Raw genomic sequence first — 24743 nt, 5'->3', positions numbered from 1 at the left:
TGTATCCGACGCGAATCGAGGTGGTGGCTGACGACGCGCTGATCGCCAGCCATGTCCGCTTGCTGGATCGCGACCAGGTCAGCTATGACTGGCAGCACTACCTCCCGCTGATCGAACGCAAGCCCGGTGCGCTGCGCAACGGCGCGCCCTTTGCTGATCTGCCGGCGCCGCTGCGTCAGCTTAAGCACGGTCTGGGGCGTCATGCCGGCGGTGACCGGATCATGGCGCAAGTTCTGGCTGCCGTACCGGTCGCCGGGCTCGATGCGGTGCTGGTGGCTGTTGAGCTGGTACTGGAAAGCGGCAGCCTGAGCGCCGAACACATCCTCAATGTCGTGGCGCGCCTGGCCGCGACCGAACCACCACCCAGCGTCGAAACCCACTTGTCGCTCAAGGAAGCCCCCGTCGCTAACACGGCGCGCTACGACCGCCTGCGTGGCCAGACCGAGGAGATCGGTCATGCGTGATTTGATGGCGGAACTCAAGGAGCTGCGCCTGCACGGCATGGCCACGGCCTGGGCGGAGTTGACTGCGCAGGGTGAGTCGAACACAGCCTCGTCCAAGTGGCTGCTCGAACACCTGCTGGAACAAGAGCACACAGATCGCGCCATGCGCTCGGTGAGCCACCAGATGAACATGGCCAAGCTGCCGATGCACCGCGACCTGGCCGGCTTCGACTTCAGCGCCTCCAGCGCAGACGCTCGTTTGATCAGCGAACTGGCCAGTCTGGCCTTTACCGACACCGCGCAGAACGTGGTGCTGATCGGTGGGCCTGGCACCGGTAAAACCCACCTGGCCACTGCGCTGGCCGTGTCCGGCATCACCCGGCACGGCAAGCGCGTGCGCTTCTACTCCACGGTCGATCTGGTCAATCTGCTGGAGCGCGAAAAGCACGACGGCAAAGCCGGGCGGATCGCCCAAGCTCTGCTGCGCATGGATCTGGTCATCCTCGACGAACTGGGTTATCTGCCCTTCAGCCAGGCCGGCGGTGCGTTGCTGTTTCACCTGCTATCCAAGCTGTACGAACACACCAGCGTGGTGATCACCACCAACCTGAGCTTCGCCGAATGGTCGAGCGTGTTCGGCGACGCCAAGATGACCACCGCCCTGCTGGATCGGCTGACCCACCACTGCCACATCGTCGAAACCGGTAACGAGTCCTATCGCCTGCAACACAGTAGCTTGGCGGCCCAGGCCAAGATCAAATCACGGGAGCGAAAGCGTAAGGGCGGCCAGGAACCGGAGGACGATGAGCCGTTCTGATTTCATGGCGACGACGGCCTGCTACATGGCTGCGTGTGGCAGGTCTTAAACAACTGAACTGGGCTAGCGAAGGAGTGGGGGCAACAGCAGCTGCGCTGGTAGACTTATCCACAGTTGCTGGTAACAAAATCAGCAATCCGCCCTGGGTCAAATTTCAATCGGCAGGGTGGGTCAATTTTCCATCAGCGCCAACACTGGAGGAGAAGAAGTCGAGCCGCAAGCCATACCCAATGTCGTGGGAGGAGCAATCGATTCTATTTAATGAGCTTCCAGGGCACCTGCAGACGATGGCTTTGTTCAAGGTGAACACTGGCTGCCGCGAGCAGGAGGTGTGCAAGCTGAGGTGGGATTGGGAGATTTCGGTGCCGGAACTTGGAACCAGTGTTTTCCTGATCCCCGCTGACTTCGGCGGGAGACACGCCCGGTCAGGCGTAAAGAATGGCGACGAGCGCCTGGTGGTATTGAACAGCGTCGCCAAGTCGATCATCGAGCGGCAGCGCGGGGCCAGCAAGGAATGGGTCTTCCCATACAACGGGACCGCGATGCACCGGATGAACGACTCAGCTTGGCGCAAGGCAAGGTTGAGGGCAGCAAAGAAATGGCAAGAGGAGAACTTGAGGCCTGCGCATCCTGGATTCGCTTCATTCAGGGTTCACGACCTCAAGATGACCTTCGGGCGAAGGCTGCGGGCAGCAGGCGTAAGCCATGAAGATCGTCAGTCACTGCTTGGGCACAAGAGCGGTAACGTGACAACCCACTATTCTGGCGCAGAGCTTAAGCAACTGATTGATGCGGCCAACCTTGTCGCCAATGTTGGAAGAAGCACGCCAACACTAACGATCCTGAGGCACAGAGCATGACAGAAAACTACGCAGTGATCGACATAGGGACTTCGGCGTACCCCGGCGCAGAATGCAAGATCGACCAGGCAGACCTAGAGCTTGTCTCGAGATACAAATGGGGGATCGCCTACATGGGCGGCGTAGGCTACAAGCTGGCCTACGCGAGGACGCGAATCGGCGGACGGAAAAACGCGAGCTACATTCGCATGCATCGCCTGATAATGGGTGCTGCGCCAGGCGTCGAGGTTGACCATATCAACGGTGACACCCTGGACAACCGTCGCTGCAATCTTCGAGTTGCTACTCGACTAGAGCAAAGTCGAAACACGGGGATGAGGAAGAACAACTCCACTGGGTTCAAGGGAGTCAGTTACATCGAGAAATTGAGAAAATTCATGGCCTACATCGTGGTGAATCGGAAGCAGATTCATCTTGGCCTTTTTGTGAAAGCTGAGGATGCAGCCGCCGCATATGAGAAATCTGCATCTGAGCTTTTTGGGGAGTTTCATAGGAAAATCGGATGATGTCCCGAAAAAGTCCCCACACGCAGAAATGAAAAAGCCACCCTAAGGTGGCTAAGTCATTGGGATTATTGGTCGGGACGGAGTGATTCGAACACTCGACCCCTTGCACCCCATGCAAGTGCGCTACCGGGCTGCGCTACGCCCCGACATCATTCTCGATACCGCTGAGAACGTTGAAGAATTTAACCTAAGCTTTTGAATAATGGAAGCTTTTTTTCAAAAAACTTTCCGTTCGTCGCCAACCAGATCACTTCTTCAAAACCACCAACACATCCTCCAACTCGGCAATCATCTGCCGAATCAGCTGTTTGTACTGGCTGGATTCGTCCTTGACCTCATCACTGGAGAGCCGCAAGCGCGCCCCGCCAATGGTAAAGCCCTGGTCATACAGCAAAGCGCGGATCTGGCGGATCATCAGCACGTCCTGGCGCTGGTAATACCGCCGGTTGCCACGGCGCTTCACTGGGTTGAGCTGCGGAAACTCCTGCTCCCAGTAGCGCAGCACGTGCGGTTTTACCGCACAGAGCTCGCTGACTTCACCAATGGTGAAGTAGCGTTTGCCCGGGATGGGGGGCAGCTCGTCGTTATGGCTTGGTTCCAGCATAGGCCTCTACCCGGGCTTTCAGCTTCTGCCCTGGACGAAAGGTGACGACGCGGCGCGCGGTGATCGGGATCTCTTCCCCTGTCTTGGGGTTGCGGCCCGGCCGCTGGCGTTTGTCGCGAAGGTCGAAGTTGCCGAAACCGGACAACTTGACCTGCTCGTTGTCTTCAAGCGCGTGCCGAATTTCTTCGAAAAACAGCTCGACCAGCTCCTTGGCCTCTCGCTTGTTGAGCCCCAGCTCCTCGTACAGCCTTTCGGCCATCTCAGCTTTCGTCAGAGCACCCATGCCGTTATTTCCTTAACGTGGTGTTCAACCTTTGTTCGAGCGAGGTGAGGATATTTTGCAGGGTTTCGTTCACCTCATCGTCGTTAAGAGTGCGCGATGGATGTTGCCAGGTCAAGCCGACGGCCAGGCTTTTTCTATCAGGATCAATGCCTTTACCCTGGTAGACGTCAAACAGCCTGAGGTCTGTGAGCCATTCGCCAGCATTGTCACGAATTACTTCAAGCACCGAACTGGCAGCCACATCACGGCCTGCGATCAAGGCCAGGTCACGGCGGGTTTCCGGGAACTTGGACAGTTCGCTGAACTTCGGCAGGCGGCCTTCCACTACATTGCCGAGCACCAGCTCGAAGACGTAGACCGGGCGGTCGAGGCCGAGGGTCTTGGCCAGCTCCGGGTGGATGGCGCCGAGGTAGCCGACTTCCTTGCCGTCGCGCTCGATCCGGGCGGTTTGGCCTGGGTGCAGGGCTGGGTGCTTGCCGGCGACGAAGCTGAAGTCGCTCAGGGCGCCCGAGTAACCCAGCAGGGCTTCCACGTCGGCTTTAACGTCGAAGAAGTCGATGCCGTCACGGCCGTTGGCCCAGCCTTCGGGCAGGCGGCTGCCGGTGACGATGCCGGCGATCATCGGTTGCTGCTTGAGGTCGCCCAGCTGGCCGACGAAGCGCAGGCCGCTTTCGAACATCCGCACGCGGTCTTGCTGGCGGTTGAGGTTGTGCTGCATCGCCTTGACCAGGCCCGGCCACAGCGAGGCGCGCATGGCGGCCATGTCGTTGGAGATCGGGTTGGCCAGCAGCAGCGGCTCGACGCCAGGGGTGAACAGCTCGAACAGTTTCGGGTCGATGAAGCTGTAGGTGATGGCTTCCTGGTAGCCGCGGGCAACCAGCAGGCGACGCAGGTTCGGCAGCTCGCCGCGGGTCTCTGGCTTGCCTTGGGGCGCCAGGCGCGCCTGCGGGTAGCGGACCGGCAGGTTGTTGTAGCCGTACAGGCGGGCCAGCTCTTCGATCAGGTCGACTTCCAGGCTGATGTCGAAGCGGTGGCTTGGGACGTTCACGGTCCACTGCCCTGCCCCGTTGGCGCTGGTTTTCAGCTCCAGGGCGTTGAGCAGCTGCTCGACCTGGGTAGCGTCCATCTGCAGGCCGAGCATCTGGGTGATGCGTTCGTCGCGCAGGGTGATCGGTGCGATGTTCGGCAGGTGCTGTTCGCTAACGGCTTCAACGATCGGACCGGCTTCACCGCCGACGATCTCCAGCAGCAGCGCGGTGGCGCGCTCCATGGCTTCGCGGGCCAGTTGCGAATCCACGCCACGCTCGTAGCGGTGCGAGGCGTCGGTGTGCAGGCCGTAGGAACGGGCCTTGCCGGCGACAGAGATCGGCTCGAAGAAGGCGCTTTCCAGGAACAGGTCGCGGGTCTTCTCGGTGTTGACGCCGCTGTGCTCGCCACCCATCACGCCGGCAATAGCCAGGGCGCGGGTGTGGTCGGCGATCACCAGGGTGTCGGCGCGCAGGGCAACTTCCTGGCCGTCCAGCAGGACGAGCTTCTCGCCCTCCTCGGCCATACGCACGCGGATGCCGCCATTGATTTCGGCGAGGTCGAAAGCGTGCATCGGCTGGCCGAGTTCGAGCATCACGTAGTTGGTGATGTCGACGGCGGCGTCGATGCTGCGCACGTCGCTGCGGCGCAGGCGCTCGACCATCCACAGCGGGGTCGGCTTGCTCAGGTCGACGTTGCGGATAACGCGGCCCAGGTAACGCGGGCAGGCAGCCGGGGCGCTGACTTCGACCGGGCGCACTTCGTCATGGGCAGCGGGGACGGCCGGCACTACCGGGCGGGTGACCGGGACGTCGTACAGGGCGCTGACGTCGCGGGCCAGGCCGGCCAGGGACAGGCAGTCGCCACGGTTCGGGGTCAGGCCGATTTCGATGCTGGCGTCATCGAGGTTCAGGTACTGGCGAATGTCCTGGCCAACCGGGGCGTCACCCGCCAGTTCCAGCAGGCCGTCGCTCTCTTCGCTGATCTGCAGCTCGGAAGCCGAGCACAGCATGCCGAAGGACTCGACGCCGCGCAGCTTGGCTTTCTTGATCCTGAAGTCGCCCGGCAGTTCGGCGCCGATCATGGCGAACGGGATCTTGATGCCTGGACGGGCGTTGGGGGCGCCGCAAACCACCTGGAAGGTTTCTGCGCCGTTGCTGACCTGGCACACGCGCAGTTTGTCGGCGTCCGGGTGTTGTTCGGTGGTGAGGATCTCGCCCACCACGATGCCGCTGAACTGGCCGGCAGCGGGGGTCACGCTGTCGACTTCAAGGCCGGCCATGGACAGGCGGGCGACCAGTTCGTCACGGGAGACTTGCGGGTTTACCCAACCGCGCAGCCACTGTTCACTGAATTTCATGCTGTTCTCCTAGAATTTGCGTCGATTGGGCCTAGCGGAATTGCGCCAGGAACCGCAGGTCGTTGTCGAAGAACAGACGCAAATCGTTGACGCCATAGCGCAGCATGGCCAGGCGCTCTGCGCCCATGCCGAAGGCGAAGCCCTGGAACTCTTCCGGGTCGATGCCAGACATACGCAGCACGCTCGGGTGGACCATGCCGCAGCCCATCACTTCCAGCCAGCCGGTCTGCTTGCACACGCGGCAGCCTTTGCCGGAGCACATCACGCACTGGATATCCACTTCGGCGCTCGGCTCGGTGAAGGGGAAGAACGACGGGCGGAAGCGCACGGCCAGTTCTTTCTCGAAGAACACCCGCAGGAACTCTTCGATGGTGCCCTTGAGGTCGGCAAAGTTGATATCGCGGTCGATCAGCAGGCCTTCGACCTGGTGGAACATCGGCGAATGGGTGATATCCGAGTCGCAGCGGTAGACGCGGCCCGGGCAGACAATGCGGATCGGCGGCTGGCTCGATTCCATGGTACGCACCTGCACCGGCGAGGTGTGGGTACGCAGCAGCATGTTGGCATTGAAATAGAAGGTGTCGTGCATCGCCCGGGCCGGGTGGTGGCCGGGGATGTTGAGCGCTTCGAAGTTGTGGTAGTCGTCTTCGACCTCAGGGCCTTCGGCGATGCCGTAGCCGATGTGGGTGAAGAACTGCTCGATGCGCTCGAGGGTACGGGTGATCGGGTGCAGCCCGCCGGTGGTCTGGCCACGGCCTGGCAGGGTCACGTCGATGCATTCGGCGGCCAGGCGAGCGTTGAGCTCGGCCTCTTCAAAGGCGGCCTTGCGTGCGTTGAGCACGTCGGTGACGCGCTCCTTGGCGTCGTTGATCAGCGCGCCAACCTTGGGGCGCTCTTCGGCTGGCAGGTTGCCCAGGGTCTTCATCACCTGGGTCAGCTCGCCTTTCTTGCCGAGGAATTGGACCCGGATCTGTTCCAGGGTTGTGATGTCTTCAGCGCGTTCCACGGCCTCAAGGGCTTGGGCAACCAGCGCGTCCAGGTTTTCCATGTACAGACTCCAGATACGAAAATAGGGGAAGAGCTTTTGAAGGCTCTTCCCCTATCGATGACGTTTTACACCCGACGGCGCAGGGCGCCGACGGATGATTGTCGTGGGTACTTAGGCCAGAACGGCTTTAGCTTTCTCGACAATTGCAGCAAACGCCGCTTTTTCGTTCACTGCCAGGTCAGCCAGAACCTTGCGGTCGATTTCGATCGACGCTTTTTTCAGGCCAGCAATCAGACGGCTGTAGGACAGGCCGTTGGTGCGTGCACCGGCGTTGATACGAGCGATCCACAGAGCGCGGAACTGACGCTTCTTCTGGCGACGGTCGCGGTAGGCGTATTGGCCTGCCTTGATGACAGCCTGCTTGGCAACACGGAATACGCGCGAACGTGCACCGTAGTAGCCTTTAGCCAGTTTCAGAATTTTCTTGTGACGCTTACGAGCGATGACGCCACGCTTTACACGAGCCATGAGTAACTTCCTCTATCTTTGACCGAAATTAACGTACGCGCAGCATGCGCTCGACTTTTGCAACGTCAGACGGGTGCAGCAAGCTGGCACCGCGCAGTTGACGCTTACGCTTGGTCGACATTTTGGTCAGGATGTGGCTTTTGAAAGCGTGCTTGTGCTTGAAGCCGGAAGCGGTTTTCAGGAAACGCTTCGCAGCACCGCTCTTGGTTTTCATTTTTGGCATGTTGGAACTCCGCATTCGATAAAATTACACATAATCATCAGGCCTGCCGTGCCCGGGAGATTACTTCTTTTTCTTGGGGGCGATGACCATCATAAGCTGGCGTCCTTCCATCTTCGGATGCTGCTCAACGGTGCCGTATTCGGCGAGGTCAGCTTCAACCCGCTTCAACAGCTCCATGCCCAGCTCCTGGTGGGCCATCTCACGGCCACGGAATCTCAGAGAGATCTTGGCCTTGTCCCCATCGGTAAGGAAACGTACCAGGTTGCGTAGTTTTACCTGGTAATCCCCATCCTCCGTCCCTGGACGAAACTTGATTTCTTTAATCTGAATCTGCTTCTGGTTTTTCTTGGCTTCGTTGGCCTGCTTCTTCTTCTCGAAGAGGTGCTTGCCGTAGTCCATGACCTTGCAGACAGGCGGGACCGCGTCTGCAGAGATCTCTACCAGATCCAGCTTCGCTTCATCAGCGATACGAAGCGCTTCATCAATCGAGACGATGCCAACCTGCTCGCCGTCAGCGCCAATTAACCGAACCTCGCGGGCCGAGATATTCTCGTTGATCGGGGCTTTCGGTACAGCACGCTTATCGTTTCTCATTTCACGCTTAATAGTCATTACTCCGATTCTTGGCGACCACGCCGGGAAACCGCCTGATTCAGCAGCTCAGCGAACTGGGCGACGGGCATGGAGCCCAGGTCAGCACCTTCGCGAGTACGCACTGCGACGGTTTGCGTTTCGACTTCGCGATCCCCTATAACCAAAAGGTACGGGACCTTGAGCAAAGTATGCTCGCGGATTTTAAAGCCGATCTTCTCATTTCTCAAGTCCGACTTGGCACGGAAACCGCTACCGTTCAGAGATTTCTCGACCTCGAGGGCGAAATCGGCCTGCTTGTCGGTGATGTTCATGATCACGGCTTGGGTCGGTGCCAGCCACGCCGGGAACACGCCAGCATAGTGCTCGATCAGCATGCCGATGAAGCGCTCGAACGAACCAAGGATGGCGCGGTGCAGCATCACTGGGCGAACGCGGCTGTTATCTTCGGCGATGTAGCTGGCATCCAGACGCTCGGGCAGGTTCGGGTCGTACTGCAGGGTGCCGCACTGCCAGTTACGGCCGAGGCAGTCACGCAGGGTGAACTCGATCTTCGGGCCGTAGAAGGCGCCCTCGCCCGGCTGGTATTCCCACTCCAGGCCCGAGTCATTCAGGGCGTCGGCCAGGGCGCCTTCGGCGCGATCCCACAGCTCTTCGGAGCCCACACGCTTGGCCGGGCGGGTCGACAGCTTCATGGCGACGTCGGTAAAGCCGAAGTCCTTGTACACGTCCAGGGTCAGCTTGATGAAGTCGGCGGCTTCTTTCTTCACCTGGTCTTCGGTGCAGAAGATGTGCGCGTCGTCCTGCACGAAGCCACGCACGCGCATGATGCCGTGCAGCGCGCCGGACGGCTCGTTGCGGTGGCACGCGCCGAACTCGGCCAGGCGCAGCGGCAGGTCACGGTAGGATTTGAGGCCCTGGTTGAAGACCTGCACGTGGCACGGGCAGTTCATCGGTTTTACCGCGTAGTCGCGGCTTTCCGAGGCCGTGGTGAACATGTTCTCGGCGTAGTTGGTCCAGTGCCCGGAGCGCTCCCAGAGAATACGGTCGACCACTTGCGGGGTCTTGATTTCCTGGTAGCCGTTCTCGCGCTGCACCTTGCGCATGTACTGCTCGAGCACCTGGTACACGGTCCAGCCGTTGGCGTGCCAGAACACCATGCCCGGTGCTTCTTCCTGCAGGTGGAACAGGTCGAGCTGCTTGCCGATCTTGCGGTGGTCGCGTTTTTCGGCTTCTTCGATGCGCTGGATGTAGGCTGCCAGCTGCTTCTTGTCGGCCCAGGCGGTGCCGTACACGCGCTGCAGCTGCTCATTCTTGGCATCGCCGCGCCAGTAGGCGCCGCTCAGCTTGGTCAGCTTGAAGGCTTTGAGGAAGCGGGTGTTCGGCACATGCGGGCCGCGGCACATGTCGACGTATTCTTCGTGGTAGTACAGGCCCATGGCCTGTTCATCCGGCATGTCTTCGACCAGGCGCAGCTTGTAGTCTTCGCCACGGCTGGTGAACACATCGATGACTTCCGCACGCGGGGTCATTTTCTTGACCACGTCGTAGTCGGTGTCGATCAGCTGCTGCATGCGCTTCTCGATCGCCGCGAGGTCGTCCGGGGTGAAGGGACGCTCGTAGGCGATGTCGTAATAGAAGCCTTCATCGATCACCGGGCCGATCACCATCTTGGCGGTCGGGTACAGCTGCTTCACGGCGTGGCCGATCAGGTGGGCACACGAGTGACGGATGATCTCCAGTCCCTCTGCATCTTTAGGGGTGATGATCTGCAGGGTGGCGTCGTGGTCGATCTTGTCGCAGGCATCGACGAGCTTGCCGTCGACCTTGCCGGCCAAGGTGGCCTTGGCCAGGCCGGCGCCGATCGAGGCGGCGACTTCGGCTACGGATACCGGCTGGTCGAACGTACGTTGACTGCCATCGGGAAGAGTAATAACGGGCATGGCGCCTCCTCTCCTAGTGGTGACCCCTACCAAAGGTCACGTGGGTTGGGATGAGCCAGTACAAGATCCGCCCTGCCTTTCCCGCGGGAAAGCCTGCCTCACAGTGGCAGAGACCTTTCGGCCGGTCAGGGGCGAACCAGAGTGACTGGAGGTGTAAAAAGAAATGCGGCTGCCACAGGCATACCGCAAGGGAGGCATGCTAGCACGGGGCTAGAGGGGTCGGCAGAAAATTTTGGGAAGCGTGCCTGCCAGGTGAACTTGTACGGAAAATTTCCTATCAGACCTTCTGAGGCAACCTACTCTTGATGAGACCTTAACCCAAGGAGTATCCGGTTATGCGACTTCCCTCCCTTCTGGCCGCCTGCGCCGTTAGCGCCCTGCTGCTGCCCTTGGCTGCCACTGCGGGCAACTTCCCGGCGGGCAAGGAGACAAACTACATGGCCCAGTGCCAGGAAACGGCCAAGGCGCAGGGCGTCGACGCCGCGACGGCGACCAAGCACTGCACCTGCGGCGCCCAGGCCATCAAAAAGAATTTTACCGACGAGGAGATCAAGGACCTCGACAGCTCGGACGGTGTCGACGCCAAGCTGATGCACCGTGCCCAGGCCACCGTACAGGCCGCCTGCAAGCCTAAATAGCGGCTTTTTTTGCGACCAGGAGCCGCTGCATTCGCGCTTTATCGAGATACTGCGAAGGTAATAGGCGCTTGATTCGCAGAATTAGACTATGATGTTCCCGGTGCACCTGTAGCCTTGGCCGCATCGCACCTCGAAAAAAAATCATGTTTCTGGAGATTCATCCCATGTCCAATCGCCAAACCGGCACCGTCAAATGGTTCAATGATGAGAAAGGCTTCGGCTTCATCACCCCACAAGGCGGCGGCGACGACCTGTTCGTACACTTCAAGGCCATCGAAACCGACGGTTTCAAGAGCCTGAAAGAAGGTCAGACTGTTTCCTTCGTCGCCGAGCGCGGCCAGAAGGGCATGCAGGCTGCACAGGTTCGTCCGGAGTAATTCGGATAGCTGTAAAAAACCCGCCACTTGTGGCGGGTTTTTTATTGGGCGCGAAAAGGCGTCATCGCCTTTGCAGCCCCACATCGCGGGGTAAGCCCTCCCACCGGGTGGCTTGCCCCGCGCTTGTCATCAGCCGCAGTTGACGCGAGTGACCACACCTTTGTCATCGACATTCAGGTTCAGGCGCTCGGAGCGATACTCCAGGGTGATCATGTCGTGGGGTTTGAGGATGCGCGCCATCTGCGAGCCACTGGCCTTGCGCGCTTGCTCGAGCAACTCCGCGGTAGCCGGCTTGCCGACGGTGAAATCGGCGCCACTGGCTTCGCAGCGGCCATCGTTGCCGGCCGGAGTGGCAGGGGCGGCAGTGCCACCCGTGGTGCCACCGGTGCTGCAGCCTGCGAGAACGGTAGCCAGCAACAGGGTCACCAGGGAAGCGCGGGTACGGAACATGAATCCTCCTAATCGATCGTGGGAACTGTCCAGTACGACAGCCCCTAAAACTGATTGTTGCAAAACTGCAAGATTCTGCCTGAACCCGGCCGTAGACGCGAAGGGCAATCGTGACGGGATTTTGCACCGAACCACTGGTTCGGCCTGAAGCGCCCCTTATGCCTAAGTCGCAGGGCCATCGTGGCCAAGGCATGATTTACTGCTAGAAGTGGAGCGCGCAACGCCTCCCCCTCGAACGCCAGGACCCGGTATTCGACCCTCAAGCCCAGGCCCTAGCGAGAACGCTACATGAGCAACCACAGCATCGATGCCGACATCAAGGTCAAATGGGATGAAGGCCAGAGCGCCTATAGCCCGGGTTCGCCCGAAGAACTGGTACTGATTGCCATCGACCTGCTGGTGCGCGACCGCGGCGGCGAAGCGGCGCGCAGCTTCATCGAGCAGGTACTGGAGCGCCACGCGCCCCAGGCGGCTATTTCAATCGAGCCAGGCGTGCGCTGAGCAGGTCAAAGAAGCCCTGTGCGTCGCCCTCCTCTACCCAGGTGACATTGGCGGGCTGTTTGAGCACGCCGTACCAGTCGGCGATGGTCTGGCCAAAGGTCGGGCCCTCACGGCTGTCGACCACCATGTGGATGTCACGCCCCTTGAACAGCTCGGGCTTGAGCAGGTAGGCGATCACGCTGGCATCGTGCACGGGGCCGCCAGGCATGCCGTAGGTGTCCATGTCGAACTTGATGTAGGCGTTGAGGATATTCACCACTAGCTTGCTGGCCTGATTGTTCACCGCCGCCAGTTGCTTGAGGCGCGCCTCGCTGGTGAGCAGCTTGTGGGTGACGTCCAGCGGCAGGTACGTGAGCTTGACGCCACTGGCCAGCACCACCTCGGCGGCGTGCGGGTCGGCATACAGGTTGAACTCGGCCGCCGGGGTGATGTTGCCGCCATTGAAGTGGGCGCCGCCCATCACCACCACCTCCTTGATGCCCTTGGCGATGTCCGGCTGCTGGATCAGCGCCAGGGCCAGGTTGGTCTGCGGGCCGAGCATGGCGACGGTGATGCTGTGGGGCTCGGCGGCGCCCAGGGTGTCGACCAGGTACTGCACGGCGTTGCCCTTGGCCATGGGCTTGCCCGGCTCATGCACCTGCACGCCGGTCAGCCCTTCTTCACCATGCACATTGGCGGCGTAGATTGGCGGGCGCACCAACGGCCGCCCTGCCCCGGCATACACCGGAATATCTTCACGACCACCCCATTCACGGGCCAGGCGGGCGTTGCGCGAGGTCTTGTCCAGGCGCACGTTGCCGGCGACCGTGGTGATGGCGCGGATCTTCAGCTCGTCAGGGGATGCCATGGCCAGCAGCAGGCGACCACGTCGTCGGCGCCGGGGTCGGTGTCGATGATCAGGTCGCGTGGGGCGGCCATCAGCGTGGCAGCGGTTAGCGTAGACATGAGCACGGCTCCTTGGAGCAGGCGTTTGAGAGACATTCAACACTCCTTGTTGCTTGGGGGGATTCAGAAATGGGGCCGCCCTGCGGCCCTTTCGCCGGCAAGCCGGCTCCCACAGGTGCAGCCGTCGCGCATCGATTTCAGAAGGTAACGCCGGCCACCAGGGCGATATTGCTGTAAGGCTTGCACTCACCCGTGCGCACCACAGCCCGGGCTTTCTGGCATAGCACCTTGAAATCCGCATGGCTCAGTTGCTGGCACGGGCCGATCAGCCCCTCGTCACGCAAACGTTCAACCTCAACCAATGCCGGCGGCGCAGCCTGGTAGATCTCCTCGGCCAGCACATGCCGCTCCACCTGCATCTCGCTCAACACCACCCGCAGCACACTGGCGAAGTCGGGAATCCCCGACGTCAGCGCCAGATCGATCAGTTCTACCCCTGGCGGCACCGGCAAACCGGCATCACCGATCACCACAATGTCGCCATGGCCCAGCCCGGCAATAAGCCGTGACAGGGCGATGTTCAGCAGCGGCGTCTTCTTCATGGCGCCAGCTCCTTCAAATAGGGAATCGAAGGCTGAGCCCCCACGCGGGTGACCGACAACGCTGCGGCACGCTGCCCGAAAACGATTGCGTCTTCGCGCGAAAGGCCACGGGCCAGGCCGGCGGCGAAGCCACCGATAAAGGTGTCTCCGGCCGCCGTGGTGTCCACCGCTTTGACCGGCGCGACGGGGAAATGCCTGTCGCCCTGCCCGTCGACAAACAATGCACCCTGGGCACCCAGGGTGACGATCACCTTCCTTGCCCCCAGCTGTATCAACTGTTCGCCGGCACGGCGAGCACTGTCGAGGTCGGTCACCGCTACCCCGGTCAGCGCCTCGGCCTCGCTCTCGTTGGGGGTCAGGTAGTCGATATCGGCGTACCAGCCCGCCGGCAGCGGGCCGGTGGCCGGCGCCGGGTTGAGGATCACGGTCTTGCCCAGCTCGCGCCCGCGCGCCAGGGTCCAGGCCACAGTCTCGGTGGGCACTTCAAGCTGGCAGATGATCACCTCGGCATGCTGCAGCAACGCGTCGAAGCGCTGCACCGACTCAGGGGTGAGCAAGCCGTTGCCACCCGGAATGATGACGATGGCGTTCTGGCTGGCGGCATCCACCACGATCAGCGCCACGCCACTGGAAACCCCCGGGCAAATGCTGACGCCCTGGCAGTCGACACCTTCCACTTCCAGCGCCTTGCGCAGCTGCTGGCCGTAGGCATCGTCACCCACATTGCCGACCATCGCCACGCTGGCGCCCAGCCGGGCAACGGCCACGGCCTGGTTGGCGCCCTTGCCGCCGGGCACGGTGAAGAAGCTGTCACCGGCCAGGGTTTCACCGCCGCGGGGCAGGCGCTGGGCACGGGCCACCAGGTCCATGTTGAGGCTGCCGACCACTACCACCTTGGCATCCATGGGCATTCCTTAACGGTAATCGTTGAACAGGTCCGGGCGCGGCCCGGTGGATTCGCGCAGGACGATGCGCGGCGCGACGATACGCTGCTCCACCGCCCCCCGGCTCGGTGCGCCGATGCGCGACAGCAGCAGCGCCGCCGCGCTGTCGCCCAGCTCGCGGATCGACTGGCCGACGGTGGTCAGCGCCGGGTACACATAGCGGCTCAGCTCGATGTCGTCGAAGCCGATCACCGACAGCTCGCCCGGCACGTTGATATTGCGTTCGGCGGCGGCGCGCAGCACACCGAAGCCGATCATGTCGTTGCCGGCAAAGATCGCCGTCGGCCGCTGGCCATCGAGCAGGCGCGCCGCGGCGGCATGGCCCCCGGGGCTGGTGAAATCGCTGTGCAGTACATGGCCGGCGGCAATGCGCAGCCCGGCCTCGGCCATGGCCCGGCGGAAACCGGCCAGGCGCAGCTGGCTGACACCGGTGTCCACCGGGCCGGCGATGGTGGCGATGTCGCGATGGCCCAGCTCCAGCAGATGGCGGGTGGCCAAGTAGGCGCCGTGCTCGTGATCGATGCGCACCAGGTCGGCCTCGACGCCATCCAGCGCGCGGTCGACGATGACCATCGGCGTGCGCACGCAGGCCAGGCTGTCGAGCAAGTCGCGCTCCTCGCCCACCGAGGCAACGATCAGGCCGTCGATGCGTTTTTCCAGCAGCACGCGCAGGTAGCTGCGCTGTTTCTGTGGGTCATCGTCGGAGTTGCACAGGATCACGCAGTAACCGTTGCGCTCGCAGGCATCCTCGATGCCCCGGGCCAGCTCGGCGAAGTACGGGTTGACGCTGTTGGGTACCAGCAGGCCGATGGTGGCGGTGCTGCGGGCTTTCAGCGAGCGGGCCACGGCGCTGGGCACGTAGTCGAGTTCGGCGATCGCCGCCTCGACTTTCAAGCGCACGTGCTCGCTGACCGGGCGAGTCTTGTTCAGTACATGGGACACGGTGGTGTAGGAAATACCCGCCAGTGCCGCGACATCTTTGATGGTTGCCATGTTTTATCGGTTCCGCCGGTTCGCACGCCGGCTACGGTAAGTGTCGAGCACCACGGCGATGACGATGACCGCCCCGGTGATGATGCGTTTGGTGGGTTCCGAGGCGCCGATCTGCGCAAGGCCGGCGGCCAGCACAGAGATGATCAGCACCCCGAAGAACGTACTGATGACCGAGCCACGCCCGCCCATCAGGCTGGTGCCGCCGATCACCACGGCAGCGATCACCTGCAACTCCAGGCCGGCCCCGGCGTTGGGGTCGGCGGCCTCCAGGCGGGAAATCTGGAACAGCGCGGCCAGGCCTGCAAGAACGCCCATCAGGGCGAATACCAGGATCTTGTATGGGCGCGGGTCGATACCGGCCAGGCGCACCGCCTCTTCGTTGGTGCCGATGCCGATCAGGTAGCGGCCGAACACCGTGCGGGTCAGCACCAGCTGGGCCAGCACGATCACCAGCAGGCCAATGATGAAGGCCGGCGAGATGCCGAAGGCGATAGGGTTGGAGAACCAGGCGAAGGCATCGCCGATGTAGGCGGTGCGCGAGTCGGTGAACTGGTAGGCCAGCCCCCGGGCCATCTCCAGCACGCCCAGCGAAACGATGAACGACGGGATGCGCCAGGCCACGGTAATGCTGCCGGTGATGCTGCCGGCCAGCGCCGCCACGGCCATGCCGAGCAAGGCGGCGGGCAGCACGCCCCAGCCCCAGCCGAGGATTGCCACGCTGACCGTGGAGGCGGCCAGCGCCAGCACCGAGCCCACCGACAGGTCGATGCCGCCGATGATCAACACGAAGGTCATGCCCACCGCCAGCACCATCAGGTCGGGGATCTGGTTGGCCAGGGTGCTGAAGGTGGCGTAGGAGAGGAAGTGGCTGCTGAGCAACGAGAACAGCAGGATCATCGCCAGCAAGGCGCCGGCCAGGCCCAGGTAGGTGCCCAGGCCATAATAGTTGCCGCTGCGGCGGGCGGGCACGGCGCCCGGGGTGTCGAGGGTGGTGGTTTTCATGCGTCCATCCTGGGAGCTGCGTCGTGCAGCAGGGCATCACGTTTCTGGTAGCCGGCAAAGGCGGCGGCAAGCAGCTGGTCCTGGCTCCAGCGGTCACGGTCGAAGGTGTCGATCAGGCGCCCGGCGGACAGCACTGCGATGCGGTCGCAGATCAGCATCAGCTCGCGCAGGTCGCTGGACACCACCACCAGGGCCTTGCCCTGGCGAGCGAGTTCGGCGAGCAGGCCATAGATGTCGAACTTGGCACCTACGTCGATCCCGCGGGTGGGCTCGTCGAACAGCAGCACCTGGCAGTCACGCTCCAGCCAACGGCCGATCACCACCTTCTGCTGGTTGCCGCCGGACAGCTCGCCCACTGCCTGCGCCGGGCTGGCGCTGCGAATGCGCATGGCGCTGATCTGCCGCTCGGCCAGGCTGCGCTCGGCGTCGCGGTCGAGCACACCGGCACGGGACACGGCGCCCAGGTTGCCCAAGGCGATGTTGGCGCTGATCGACTGGGTCAGCAGCAGGCCTTCGCCCTTGCGGTCCTCGGTGATCAGGGCGATGCCAGCGGCCACGGCGGCCTTGGGCGAGTCGATGCTCACCGGCTGCGGCGGCAGGCCAAGGGCGACCTGGCCGCTGTCGGCACGGTCGGCGCCGTAGATCAGGCGCAGCAGCTCGGTGCGCCCGGCACCGATCAGCCCGGAGATGCCGAAGATCTCCCCTGCCCTGACTTCAAACGATACTTCGCGCACTTTGTCGCCACGGCTGAGCTTGTCGACCTTGAGCAACGGCGCGCCGATCTGGCGGCGGCCAAGGTCGATGTGCTCGCCCAGCTCACGGCCGACCATCAGGTTGACCAGCTCGTTGCTGCTGTAGCGCTGGATCGGTTCGGCGCACACCAGCTTGCCGTCGCGCAGCACGGCGATGCGCTGGGCCACGCGCTGCAGCTCTTCGAGGCGGTGCGAGATATAGACGATGGCCACGCCACGCTGGCGCAGGCGCTCGATCTGGGTGAACAGCAGTTCCACCTCACGGCTGGTGAGCATGGCCGTGGGCTCGTCAAAGATCAGCACATGGCAATCGCCGATCAGGTTACGGGCGATCTCTACCATCTGCTGATGGCCGATCCCCAGCTCGCCGACCGGGGTGTCCGGGTCGATGGCCTCCAGGCCCACCTGGGCCATGGCTGCCGTGGCCAGCTGGCGCAGGCGCTTCTGGCTGATCCAGCCGAAGCGGCTGGGCAGGTTGTCGAGGAACAGGTTCTCGGCCACGGTCAGGGTCGGCAGCAGGTTGAGCTCCTGCATCACCATACGCACGCCAAGGCGCTCAGCTTCGGCGCGGCTGCCGGGGTTGTAGGGCTGGCCGCGGTAGTGCATTTGCCCGGTAGTGGGAATTTCCAGGCCGCTGATCAGCTTGGACAGGGTCGACTTGCCCGCACCGTTTTCACCGGTCAGCGCCAGCACCTCGCCGCCGCGCAGCTCGAGGGTGACATCGCCGAGCACCGGCTGGGCGTAGGTCTTGCCCAGGCCACTGACGGCCAGCATGGTTTCATTGGCCGTTACTGACATGGCCACCTCTCCCAACATGTTCAATTAGCACGCCCCCTGTGGGAGCTGGCTTGCCAGCGAAACAAGCGACTTGGTGCCTGGCACCGGCTTCGCCGGTGATCGCTGGCAAGCCAGCTCCCACAGGGGCACTTCCCGGCCAATTACTTCGTGATCAATTCCACTGGCGTCTGGATCACATTGTCGGCATCTACGTCTGGCTTCTCACCCTTGAGCATTTTCAGCGCCGCCTGGATGCCAAACACCGCCTGCTGGCTGGCGGCCTGGTCGAGGGTGGCGAGCACGCGGCCATCCTTGAGCATCGGCTTGATGGCCTTGATGTTGTCGTAGCCGATCACCTGTACCTGGCCAGCCTTACCCGCGGCGCGCACCGCCGAGACCGCGCCCAGCGCCATGCTGTCGTTGCCGGCCAGCAGCGCCTTGAGGTCGGGGTATTCGTTGAGCATCGAGGCGGCCACGGCATTGCCCTTGTCGATCTCCCAGTTGCCGGACTGCACCGAGACGATCTTCATCTGCGCGGCCTCCATGGCGTCCTTGAAGCCGGCGGTGCGCTGCTGGGCGTTGGTGGTGGTCGGCACGCCTTCGATGATGCCGACCTGGTCACCGGCCTTGAGCTTCTGTTTAGCGAGGTAATCGCCGACGAGGCGCGCGCCCTTGCGGTTGTCGGGGCCGACGAAGGGCACGCTGATGCCCTTGCTCTTGAGCAGCTCGGGGTCAAGGCGGTTGTCGATGTTGATCACCACCACGCCTTTGTCCATGGCCTTCTTCACCGCCGCGACCAGCGCCTTGGAGTCGGCTGGCGCGATGACCAGGGCCTTGGCGCCTGAGTTGACCATCTGCTCGACGATGCGGATCTGCTCGCCGGTATCGGTTTCATTCTTGATGCCGTTGGCGATCAGCTCGAAATCCTGGGGGTGGGCTTTCTGGTAGTCCTTGGCGCCGTCTTCCATGGTGCGGAAGAACTCGTTGGCCAAGGATTTCATCACCAGCGCGACCTTGGGCGCGTCCTCGGCATGGGCGGCAGACAACGGCAGGGCGAACATCAGCGAAGAGAGCACAGCGACGGCCAGCGGACGACCGGAGAACGGCAGCTTCATGGAAATGACTCCGAATTTTGTGATTTTTATCGGATGCAAACGTTTGCGGTGACTCACTATGGAAACAGCCCCCGCGTTTGTCAAATCCAGTGCGTAGGCAAAGCGCCAGCACGCACGCCAGATTATCCGCAATTTATCCGAAAAACCGAACACTTTTCCTACACCTGTTCGGGATGCCGAACGACGGCAGCCCGCGCAGGCTCACGCATTCAGGTTACACATGATGAATATCAACGGCTTACAGATGAAAAACGACGAACGGTAAGGTCTGGTACGAAATCTGCCTGATAGGCGTGCGACACAGCGAACATCTCATTAGGAAGAGAGAAGAAGAACTATGATCAATATCGCACTCAAGGCCTTCACCCCGGGCGCCCTGGCCCTGCTGCTGGCCCTGCCGACCACCGTTTCTGCCAAGGAGGCCGAGCAACAACAGAAGCTCGCCAACGTGGTGATCCTCGCCACCGGCGGCACCATCGCCGGTGCCGGCGCCAGCGCCGCCAACAGCGCCACCTACCAGGCCGCCAAGCTCGGCATCGACAAGCTGATCGCCGGCGTGCCGGAACTGGCTGATATCGCCAACGTGCGCGGCGAGCAGGTCATGCAGATCGCCTCCGAGAGCATCAGCAACGACGACCTGCTCAAGCTGGGCAAGCGCGTCGCCGAGCTGGCCGACAGCAAGGACGTCGACGGCATCGTCATCACCCACGGCACCGACACCCTGGAAGAGACCGCCTACTTCCTCAACCTGGTGGAGAAAACCGACAAGCCAATCGTGGTGGTCGGCTCCATGCGCCCAGGCACTGCCATGTCTGCCGACGGCATGCTCAACCTGTACAACGCCGTGGCCGTGGCCAGCGACAAGCAGAACCGTGGCAAGGGCGTGCTGGTGACCATGAACGACGAGATCCAGTCCGGCCGCGACGTAAGCAAGTCGGTCAACATCAAGACCGAGGCCTTCAAGAGCGCCTGGGGCCCGATGGGCATGGTCGTGGAAGGCAAGTCCTACTGGTTCCGCCTGCCGGCCAAGCGCCACACGGTCAACTCCGAGTTCGACATCAAGACCATCAGCAGCCTGCCTGCCGTGGACATCGCCTACGGCTACGGCAACGTCACCGACACCGCCTACAAGGCCCTGGCCCAGGGTGGCGCCAAGGCGATCATCCATGCCGGCACCGGCAACGGTTCGGTATCGTCGCGCGTCGTCCCTGCCCTGCAGGAACTGCGCAAGAACGGCGTGCAGATCATCCGTTCGTCCCACGTCAACCAGGGCGGTTTCGTGCTGCGCAACGCAGAGCAGCCTGACGACAAGAACGACTGGGTCGTGGCCCACGACCTGAACCCGCAGAAAGCCCGCATCCTGGCCATGGTCGCCATGACCAAGACCCAGGACAGCAAGGAACTGCAGCGTATCTTCTGGGAATACTGATCCCGGCCTGAACCCGCCGCGGCGCCCGGCCGCGACGGGTTCACTCCATCAAGCGATGACGATCTGGCCGTCCGCCAGGCCCTGCCCGGCAATGCCCACCAGTGTCACGCTGTCCTTGCCGAAGGTCAGCACCAGGTCATCGCCCACCTGGCTCAGGTGATCGCGAAAATCCCCTGACGCCGTGCCACCGTCCACGCCCATGAACACCAGGCGGTCCTGGCTGCTGAAGTCCAGCACCCGGTCCTGGCCGAAATGGCCGTCGAACAGGAAGGTGTCGCGCCCTGCCCCGCCGCTGAGCAGGTCGTTGCCGGCACCGCCCACCAGCACATCATTGCCCGCACCGCCCAACAGGCGGTCGTCGCCGTCCAGGCCGAACAACCACTGGCCCTGCTTGCCGGCCACCAGCGTGTCGCCCGCCTGGCTGCCGCTTTGCGAGGCGGCGTAGAGGTTGAGTTTACCGCTGGAGAGCAAGCCATCGGCGCCCACCGTGTGGCTGACTTCCTTGCTGAAGAACACCAGGTTGGTCTCCTTGCTCACCAGGCTCTCCACGTTGCGCACCAGGCTGATGCCGCCCTCGGCGTCGCGCACGTACAGCGTCCCTTGCCCATCCCGGGCAATGTTCAGGTTGGCCAGCGCGTCGCCGAGTTTCAAGGTGTCGTGGCCGCTGCCACCGTCGATCAGGTTGAAACCGCCGTCGTCGCGGAAGGTGTCGTTGCCGCCGCGCCCTTCCAGGTAGTCGTTGCCGCGCCCACCCTGGATAAGATCGGCCTGCTCGCTGCCGATGATGAAGGTGCTGCCCTTGTGCGCCTCGGCGTTGCGGTTGAGGTCCTGTACCCAGGTCGAGCCCCGGGTGACGTCGGACAGATTGCTGACCACGATGGTCGAGTCGCGGCTGGTCCATTGATAGAAGCCGGAATCCAGTACCCGGCCAAGGCCGTCGGTATAGGCCGCCGGCAGGTGCGACAGCCAGGTGGCGATGTTGCCGATGGAGTACGGCAGCAGGTTCCAGGCGTCCGAGGCGTAGTGGTCGTTGAAGTTGACGATGTTGTCGGTGGCCGAGGCCTTGGCACCGTCATGCACACCCAGGGTGCCCCAGGTGACCGAGGTGCCATCGAGCGCACGGAACACCGGGTCGTTTTCGTAGCCGATGTTCAGTACTTTGTCGGGTTTGGCGGCCTGGGTGGGCGAGGCGAAGGCCACATAGCGAGCATCCTCGTAGAAGCCACCCCAGCGCGTGCCGCTCAAGTCGGCCAGGCTGTTGACCGCCAGCCCGCCCAGGCTGTGGCCGCTGACGGTAATGTCGGCGCCGTTCAGGCCGTGGGCCTTGGCGAAGGCCGCGACGTTACCGAGCAGGCCATCGAAGGCGTTGGCCGCGTAGTCGCGGGCATAGCCGGCCGGCCCCAGCGCCGCCAACAGGTCGTTCACCGCATCGCCCAGGGTGTCTCCCAGCAGGTTCTCGCGGGGCCCGCTGGTGCCACGGAAGCCAATGCCGATCCCGGTCAGTTGGCCATTGCTGTCGTAGCGCCCGAGGATTTCCACCTGGGCACTGGTGTAGCCCGGCGTTTCCCCGTGAAAGGTGCCGCGGGCGTCGGTGTGGCCGTTGTAGCCCAACTGCTCGGCGCTGATCGGCGTCCAGCCGGCGGCTTTCACCTGGGCCAACGCCTTGGCTTCGGAATCGGGGTTCCACGGGATGCCGGGGATCACCCCCTGGCTGTCGCTGCCGCCGATCAGCGCCTTGACCAGCGTCGCCGGCAGGCCCAGGCCAAAGCCATGCTGCTGGTAGCCGGCGGCGAAGCCGTCGTCGATGCCATGGTAGGCGTACATGGCCAGGGCCATGGCGTCCTGGTAAAGCGCGCCGGAGGCGGCGCTGTCGAGCTGCTTGTAATCGAATACGGGCATTAGTTGACGTCCTTGTTGCAGGTAGGAAAAACGCCCCAGCGACATCGTCCACTGACACAACTGACGGGCGAAGGGCCAAGTTCGCACGGGGCTCGTCCCCAGGTCCAACCTTGTGCCTGGGGCTACCCTGCCAAAGGTGCGGGCATAAAACCTGTACATGCATACAGATAAAACTTGCCTGCCCGCCCTGCCTTGCGCATCCTAGTGCCCTGTCTCCAACGATGAAGCGTTGCCGGCCATGCGCCTCTTTCTCTGCGAAAAACCCTCCCAGGCAAAAGACATCGCCAAGGTGCTCGGCGCCCAGCGCCGTGGCGATGGCTGCTGGCAAGGCACCGACGTATGCGTCACCTGGTGCATCGGCCACCTGCTGGAAACCGCGCCACCCGACAGCTACGACGAACGCTACAAACGGTGGTCCCTCGACGACCTGCCGATCATCCCCGAAAAATGGAAGATGACGGTCAAGCCCAAGACCGCCAGCCAGTTCAAGGCAGTCAAGCGCCTGCTGGGCGAGGCCCGCGAGCTGGTGATCGCCACCGACGCCGACCGCGAGGGCGAGATGATCGCCCGCGAGCTGGTGGAGCACTGCCGCTACCGTGGCCCCATCCAGCGCCTGTGGCTGTCGGCCCTGGACGATGCCTCGATCCGCAAGGCCCTGGGGCGCCTGTTGCCTGGCCAGGAAACCTTCAGCCTGTACCATTCGGCCCTGGGCCGCTCGCGTGCCGACTGGCTGATCGGCATGAACATGAGCCGCCTGTTCACCCTGCTCGGCCGCCAGTCAGGCTACCAGGGCGTACTGCCAGTGGGCCGGGTACAAACCCCGACGCTGCGCCTGGTGGTGGACCGCGACCGCAGCATCGCCGATTTCGTGCCGGTGCCGTTCTGGGCCATCGACGTGCAACTGGAAAGCGCAGGCCAGGTGTTCAATGCCCAGTGGCGCGCGCCGGAAGACGCCTGCGACGACCAGGGCCGCTGCCTGCAACAGCCGTTGGCGCAGCAGGCCGCCGCCGCCATGCAGGCCGCCGGCACGGCACGGGTGCTCAAGATCGCCACCGAGCGCGTACGCGAAGCGGCGCCGCTGCCCTTCGACCTGGGCACGCTGCAGGAGCTGTGTTCGAAGAAGTTCGGCCTGGGCGCCCAGGAGACCCTGGACATCGCCCAGGCCCTGTACGAAACCCACAAGCTGATCACCTACCCGCGCAGCGACAGCGGCTACCTGCCGCTCAGCCAGCACGGCGAGGCACCGGCCATTCTCGCCGCCCTGCAGCGCGCCGACGCCAGCCTCGCGCCGCTGCAAGCGCACCTCGAACCCCAGCGCCGCTCGCGGGCATGGAACGACCAGAAGGTCAGCGCCCACCACGGCATCATCCCCACCGCCGCCGCCAGCGACCCGGCGCGCCTGCCGCCCAAGTACAAGGCGGTCTACATGCTGATCCGCGCCCGCTACCTGGCGCAGTTCCTGCCCAACCACGAATACGACCGCACCCAGGCCGACTTCGACTGCGCCGGCCAGGCGCTGCGCGCGGTGGGCAAGCAGATCGTCGAACCAGGCTGGCGCCGTGCGCTGCCCGAAGCACTCACCCCGGCCAAAGGCCGCGAAGCCCCCCCGGCCCAGGTGCTGCCCGCCCTGCGCGAAGGGCAGGACTGCGCGCTGCATGACCTGCACCTTAAACACCTGTGGACCCAGCCACCCAAGCCCTTCACCGAGGGCGACCTGATCAAGGCGATGAAGAACGTCGCCAAGCTGGTGGATGACCCGCTACTTAAACAGAAGCTCAAGGAAACCACCGGCATCGGCACCGAGGCCACCCGTGCCAGCATCATCCAGGGCCTGCTCGATCGTGGTTATCTGGTGAAGAATGGCAAGGCGCTGTCGGCCACGCCGGCGGCGTTCAGCCTGATCGATGCCGTGCCCCGCGCCATCGCCGACCCCGGCACCACGGCCATCTGGGAGCAAGCGCTGGACATGGTGCAAAGCGGTGAGATGAGCCTTGAAGAATTCGTCGCACGGCAGTCAGCCTGGATGGGCAAGCTGGTACAACGCTGCGCGGGGATGCGCCTGAACATCAGCGGCCCGCCCTTGGCCCCTGGGGGCAGGGGTGCGCCGTGGAAGAAGAAGCGTGGGGGTGGGGGCAAGCGCAAAGTGGCTGAGGGAGCGGCCAAGGCCAAAGCCCCGCGCCAGCGCAAAACTACCGGCAAGCCATGAA

23 protein-coding genes, 1 tRNA gene and 3 pseudogenes are annotated in these 24743 nt (G+C 63.1%); 9 read left to right on the top strand and 18 right to left on the bottom strand.

Translation table 11 applies throughout. The annotated features are described in order from the left end of the window. The 4 genes and pseudogenes from L6D77_RS17935 to L6D77_RS17920 all read left to right on the top strand — a co-directional run. A pseudogene (locus L6D77_RS17935) lies at positions 1-464 on the top strand (IS21 family transposase); the annotation flags it as partial. Further along, positions 457-1260, top strand: a complete 804-nt coding sequence (gene istB / locus L6D77_RS17930; protein ID WP_010454871.1) for an IS21-like element ISPst3 family helper ATPase IstB — start codon at positions 457-459, stop codon at positions 1258-1260. The pseudogene L6D77_RS17935 and the gene istB, both read left to right, overlap by 8 nt. 194 nt (positions 1261-1454) lie before the next feature. After that, a pseudogene (locus L6D77_RS17925) lies at positions 1455-2120 on the top strand (tyrosine-type recombinase/integrase); the annotation flags it as partial. Further along, entirely contained in the window at positions 2117-2626 is a 510-nt protein-coding gene (locus L6D77_RS17920) for an HNH endonuclease (protein WP_236170101.1), read from the top strand. The pseudogene L6D77_RS17925 and the gene L6D77_RS17920, both read left to right, overlap by 4 nt. 69 nt (positions 2627-2695) lie before the next feature. On the opposite strand, the gene L6D77_RS17915 is transcribed toward L6D77_RS17920, so the two are convergent. The 9 genes from L6D77_RS17915 to thrS all read right to left on the bottom strand — a co-directional run bounded on the left by L6D77_RS17915 (position 2696) and on the right by thrS (position 10172). Then, a tRNA-Pro gene (locus tag L6D77_RS17915) sits at positions 2696-2772 on the bottom strand. Positions 2773-2873: 101 nt separating this feature from the next. Continuing rightward, positions 2874-3230, bottom strand: a complete 357-nt coding sequence (locus L6D77_RS17910; protein ID WP_011533210.1) for a MerR family transcriptional regulator — start codon at positions 3228-3230, stop codon at positions 2874-2876. After that, positions 3211-3513 (bottom strand): integration host factor subunit alpha, encoded by a 303-nt coding sequence (ihfA, locus tag L6D77_RS17905; RefSeq protein WP_009394049.1) that lies wholly within the window; start codon positions 3511-3513, stop codon positions 3211-3213. Before ihfA ends, L6D77_RS17910 begins: the two co-directional genes overlap by 20 nt. Positions 3514-3517: 4 nt before the next feature. Then, positions 3518-5899: a phenylalanine--tRNA ligase subunit beta gene (gene pheT, locus L6D77_RS17900; protein ID WP_236170100.1), complete on the bottom strand. Its 2382-nt coding sequence runs from the start codon at positions 5897-5899 to the stop codon at positions 3518-3520. 31 nt (positions 5900-5930) lie between these two features. Next, the gene (gene pheS, locus L6D77_RS17895) at positions 5931-6947 is read right to left on the bottom strand and encodes a phenylalanine--tRNA ligase subunit alpha (protein WP_110993887.1); all 1017 of its coding nucleotides are present in this window, start codon (positions 6945-6947) and stop codon (positions 5931-5933) included. A gap of 111 nt (positions 6948-7058) precedes the next feature. Next, the gene (gene rplT / locus L6D77_RS17890; protein WP_003250671.1) at positions 7059-7415 is read right to left on the bottom strand and encodes a 50S ribosomal protein L20; all 357 of its coding nucleotides are present in this window, start codon (positions 7413-7415) and stop codon (positions 7059-7061) included. Positions 7416-7443: 28 nt separating this feature from the next. After that, positions 7444-7638, bottom strand: coding sequence for a 50S ribosomal protein L35 (rpmI, locus tag L6D77_RS17885; protein WP_003250667.1), 195 nt, complete (start codon positions 7636-7638; stop codon positions 7444-7446). A 60-nt stretch (positions 7639-7698) separates the two neighbouring features. After that, positions 7699-8250 carry a translation initiation factor IF-3 gene (gene infC, locus L6D77_RS17880; RefSeq protein ID WP_012052879.1) on the bottom strand — a complete coding sequence of 184 codons (552 nt, stop codon included), beginning with the start codon at positions 8248-8250 and terminating at the stop codon, positions 7699-7701. Beyond that, the gene (gene thrS, locus L6D77_RS17875) at positions 8250-10172 is read right to left on the bottom strand and encodes a threonine--tRNA ligase (RefSeq protein WP_232884762.1); all 1923 of its coding nucleotides are present in this window, start codon (positions 10170-10172) and stop codon (positions 8250-8252) included. Before thrS ends, infC begins: the two co-directional genes overlap by 1 nt. A gap of 335 nt (positions 10173-10507) precedes the next feature. On the opposite strand from thrS, the gene L6D77_RS17870 reads away from it, so the two are divergent. Together L6D77_RS17870 and L6D77_RS17865 are read left to right on the top strand one after the other, a co-directional pair. Beyond that, positions 10508-10810: a hypothetical protein gene (locus L6D77_RS17870; RefSeq protein ID WP_232884763.1), complete on the top strand. Its 303-nt coding sequence runs from the start codon at positions 10508-10510 to the stop codon at positions 10808-10810. Between the two features lie 164 nt (positions 10811-10974). Next, complete coding sequence (locus tag L6D77_RS17865) at positions 10975-11187, top strand: cold-shock protein (RefSeq protein ID WP_110993890.1); 213 nt, start codon at positions 10975-10977, stop codon at positions 11185-11187. Positions 11188-11316: 129 nt separating this feature from the next. Here the strand turns inward: L6D77_RS17865 and L6D77_RS17860 are convergent, their stop codons facing one another. Continuing rightward, entirely contained in the window at positions 11317-11637 is a 321-nt protein-coding gene (locus L6D77_RS17860) for an I78 family peptidase inhibitor (RefSeq protein ID WP_232884764.1), read from the bottom strand. Positions 11638-11925: 288 nt separating this feature from the next. On the opposite strand from L6D77_RS17860, the gene L6D77_RS17855 reads away from it, so the two are divergent. Further along, positions 11926-12138, top strand: a complete 213-nt coding sequence (locus tag L6D77_RS17855; protein WP_232884765.1) for a hypothetical protein — start codon at positions 11926-11928, stop codon at positions 12136-12138. On the opposite strand, the pseudogene L6D77_RS17850 reads toward L6D77_RS17855, so the two are convergent. The 7 genes and pseudogenes from L6D77_RS17850 to L6D77_RS17820 all read right to left on the bottom strand — a co-directional run bounded on the left by L6D77_RS17850 (position 12110) and on the right by L6D77_RS17820 (position 19208). Continuing rightward, positions 12110-13119 (bottom strand): annotated as a pseudogene (locus L6D77_RS17850) (nucleoside hydrolase). The gene L6D77_RS17855 and the pseudogene L6D77_RS17850 overlap by 29 nt on opposite strands. Positions 13120-13220: 101 nt before the next feature. Continuing rightward, positions 13221-13625, bottom strand: coding sequence for a D-ribose pyranase (rbsD, locus tag L6D77_RS17845; RefSeq protein ID WP_232884766.1), 405 nt, complete (start codon positions 13623-13625; stop codon positions 13221-13223). After that, the gene (gene rbsK, locus L6D77_RS17840; RefSeq protein WP_232884767.1) at positions 13622-14530 is read right to left on the bottom strand and encodes a ribokinase; all 909 of its coding nucleotides are present in this window, start codon (positions 14528-14530) and stop codon (positions 13622-13624) included. The genes rbsD and rbsK overlap by 4 nt, the downstream gene beginning before the upstream one ends. A 9-nt stretch (positions 14531-14539) precedes the next feature. Continuing rightward, positions 14540-15562: a LacI family DNA-binding transcriptional regulator gene (locus tag L6D77_RS17835; protein WP_232884768.1), complete on the bottom strand. Its 1023-nt coding sequence runs from the start codon at positions 15560-15562 to the stop codon at positions 14540-14542. 3 nt (positions 15563-15565) lie between these two features. Further along, a complete protein-coding gene (locus tag L6D77_RS17830; RefSeq protein ID WP_232884769.1) occupies positions 15566-16564 on the bottom strand; it encodes an ABC transporter permease in 999 nt (332 codons plus the stop codon). Then, the gene (locus L6D77_RS17825) at positions 16561-18114 is read right to left on the bottom strand and encodes a sugar ABC transporter ATP-binding protein (RefSeq protein WP_232884770.1); all 1554 of its coding nucleotides are present in this window, start codon (positions 18112-18114) and stop codon (positions 16561-16563) included. The genes L6D77_RS17830 and L6D77_RS17825 overlap by 4 nt, the downstream gene beginning before the upstream one ends. Positions 18115-18254: 140 nt before the next feature. Beyond that, positions 18255-19208, bottom strand: coding sequence for a sugar ABC transporter substrate-binding protein (locus L6D77_RS17820; protein ID WP_232884771.1), 954 nt, complete (start codon positions 19206-19208; stop codon positions 18255-18257). A gap of 337 nt (positions 19209-19545) precedes the next feature. Here L6D77_RS17820 and L6D77_RS17815 point away from each other — a divergent pair, with 337 nt between their 5' ends. Next, positions 19546-20637, top strand: coding sequence for an asparaginase (locus tag L6D77_RS17815; protein WP_269807654.1), 1092 nt, complete (start codon positions 19546-19548; stop codon positions 20635-20637). Positions 20638-20685: 48 nt separating this feature from the next. Here L6D77_RS17815 and L6D77_RS17810 read toward each other — a convergent pair whose 3' ends face one another. Next, complete coding sequence (locus L6D77_RS17810; RefSeq protein ID WP_232884772.1) at positions 20686-22536, bottom strand: polyurethane esterase; 1851 nt, start codon at positions 22534-22536, stop codon at positions 20686-20688. A gap of 238 nt (positions 22537-22774) precedes the next feature. On the opposite strand from L6D77_RS17810, the gene L6D77_RS17805 reads away from it, so the two are divergent. Further along, a complete protein-coding gene (locus L6D77_RS17805) occupies positions 22775-24742 on the top strand; it encodes a DNA topoisomerase III (protein ID WP_232884773.1) in 1968 nt (655 codons plus the stop codon). Position 24743: the final 1 nt, after the last annotated feature.

The organism is Pseudomonas parasichuanensis (assembly GCF_021601385.1).
GTDB lineage: Bacteria > Pseudomonadota > Gammaproteobacteria > Pseudomonadales > Pseudomonadaceae > Aquipseudomonas > Aquipseudomonas parasichuanensis.
This window is presented reverse-complemented; position numbering and strand designations above follow the sequence as displayed.

What these genes read in the sequence shown, in the direction of transcription:
- istB (WP_010454871.1), top strand. Translation starts at nt 457, where the DNA reads ATGCGTGATTTGATGGCGGAACTCAAGGAGCTGCGCCTGCACGGCATG.
- L6D77_RS17920 (WP_236170101.1), top strand. Translation starts at nt 2,117, where the DNA reads ATGACAGAAAACTACGCAGTGATCGACATAGGGACTTCGGCGTACCCC.
- L6D77_RS17910 (WP_011533210.1), bottom strand. Translation starts at nt 3,230, where the DNA reads ATGCTGGAACCAAGCCATAACGACGAGCTGCCCCCCATCCCGGGCAAA.
- ihfA (WP_009394049.1), bottom strand. Translation starts at nt 3,513, where the DNA reads ATGGGTGCTCTGACGAAAGCTGAGATGGCCGAAAGGCTGTACGAGGAG.
- pheT (WP_236170100.1), bottom strand. Translation starts at nt 5,899, where the DNA reads ATGAAATTCAGTGAACAGTGGCTGCGCGGTTGGGTAAACCCGCAAGTC.
- pheS (WP_110993887.1), bottom strand. Translation starts at nt 6,947, where the DNA reads ATGGAAAACCTGGACGCGCTGGTTGCCCAAGCCCTTGAGGCCGTGGAA.
- rplT (WP_003250671.1), bottom strand. Translation starts at nt 7,415, where the DNA reads ATGGCTCGTGTAAAGCGTGGCGTCATCGCTCGTAAGCGTCACAAGAAA.
- rpmI (WP_003250667.1), bottom strand. Translation starts at nt 7,638, where the DNA reads ATGCCAAAAATGAAAACCAAGAGCGGTGCTGCGAAGCGTTTCCTGAAA.
- infC (WP_012052879.1), bottom strand. Translation starts at nt 8,250, where the DNA reads ATGACTATTAAGCGTGAAATGAGAAACGATAAGCGTGCTGTACCGAAA.
- thrS (WP_232884762.1), bottom strand. Translation starts at nt 10,172, where the DNA reads ATGCCCGTTATTACTCTTCCCGATGGCAGTCAACGTACGTTCGACCAG.
- L6D77_RS17870 (WP_232884763.1), top strand. Translation starts at nt 10,508, where the DNA reads ATGCGACTTCCCTCCCTTCTGGCCGCCTGCGCCGTTAGCGCCCTGCTG.
- L6D77_RS17865 (WP_110993890.1), top strand. Translation starts at nt 10,975, where the DNA reads ATGTCCAATCGCCAAACCGGCACCGTCAAATGGTTCAATGATGAGAAA.
- L6D77_RS17860 (WP_232884764.1), bottom strand. Translation starts at nt 11,637, where the DNA reads ATGTTCCGTACCCGCGCTTCCCTGGTGACCCTGTTGCTGGCTACCGTT.
- L6D77_RS17855 (WP_232884765.1), top strand. Translation starts at nt 11,926, where the DNA reads ATGAGCAACCACAGCATCGATGCCGACATCAAGGTCAAATGGGATGAA.
- rbsD (WP_232884766.1), bottom strand. Translation starts at nt 13,625, where the DNA reads ATGAAGAAGACGCCGCTGCTGAACATCGCCCTGTCACGGCTTATTGCC.
- rbsK (WP_232884767.1), bottom strand. Translation starts at nt 14,530, where the DNA reads ATGGATGCCAAGGTGGTAGTGGTCGGCAGCCTCAACATGGACCTGGTG.
- L6D77_RS17835 (WP_232884768.1), bottom strand. Translation starts at nt 15,562, where the DNA reads ATGGCAACCATCAAAGATGTCGCGGCACTGGCGGGTATTTCCTACACC.
- L6D77_RS17830 (WP_232884769.1), bottom strand. Translation starts at nt 16,564, where the DNA reads ATGAAAACCACCACCCTCGACACCCCGGGCGCCGTGCCCGCCCGCCGC.
- L6D77_RS17825 (WP_232884770.1), bottom strand. Translation starts at nt 18,114, where the DNA reads ATGTCAGTAACGGCCAATGAAACCATGCTGGCCGTCAGTGGCCTGGGC.
- L6D77_RS17820 (WP_232884771.1), bottom strand. Translation starts at nt 19,208, where the DNA reads ATGAAGCTGCCGTTCTCCGGTCGTCCGCTGGCCGTCGCTGTGCTCTCT.
- L6D77_RS17815 (WP_269807654.1), top strand. Translation starts at nt 19,546, where the DNA reads ATGATCAATATCGCACTCAAGGCCTTCACCCCGGGCGCCCTGGCCCTG.
- L6D77_RS17810 (WP_232884772.1), bottom strand. Translation starts at nt 22,536, where the DNA reads ATGCCCGTATTCGATTACAAGCAGCTCGACAGCGCCGCCTCCGGCGCG.
- L6D77_RS17805 (WP_232884773.1), top strand. Translation starts at nt 22,775, where the DNA reads ATGCGCCTCTTTCTCTGCGAAAAACCCTCCCAGGCAAAAGACATCGCC.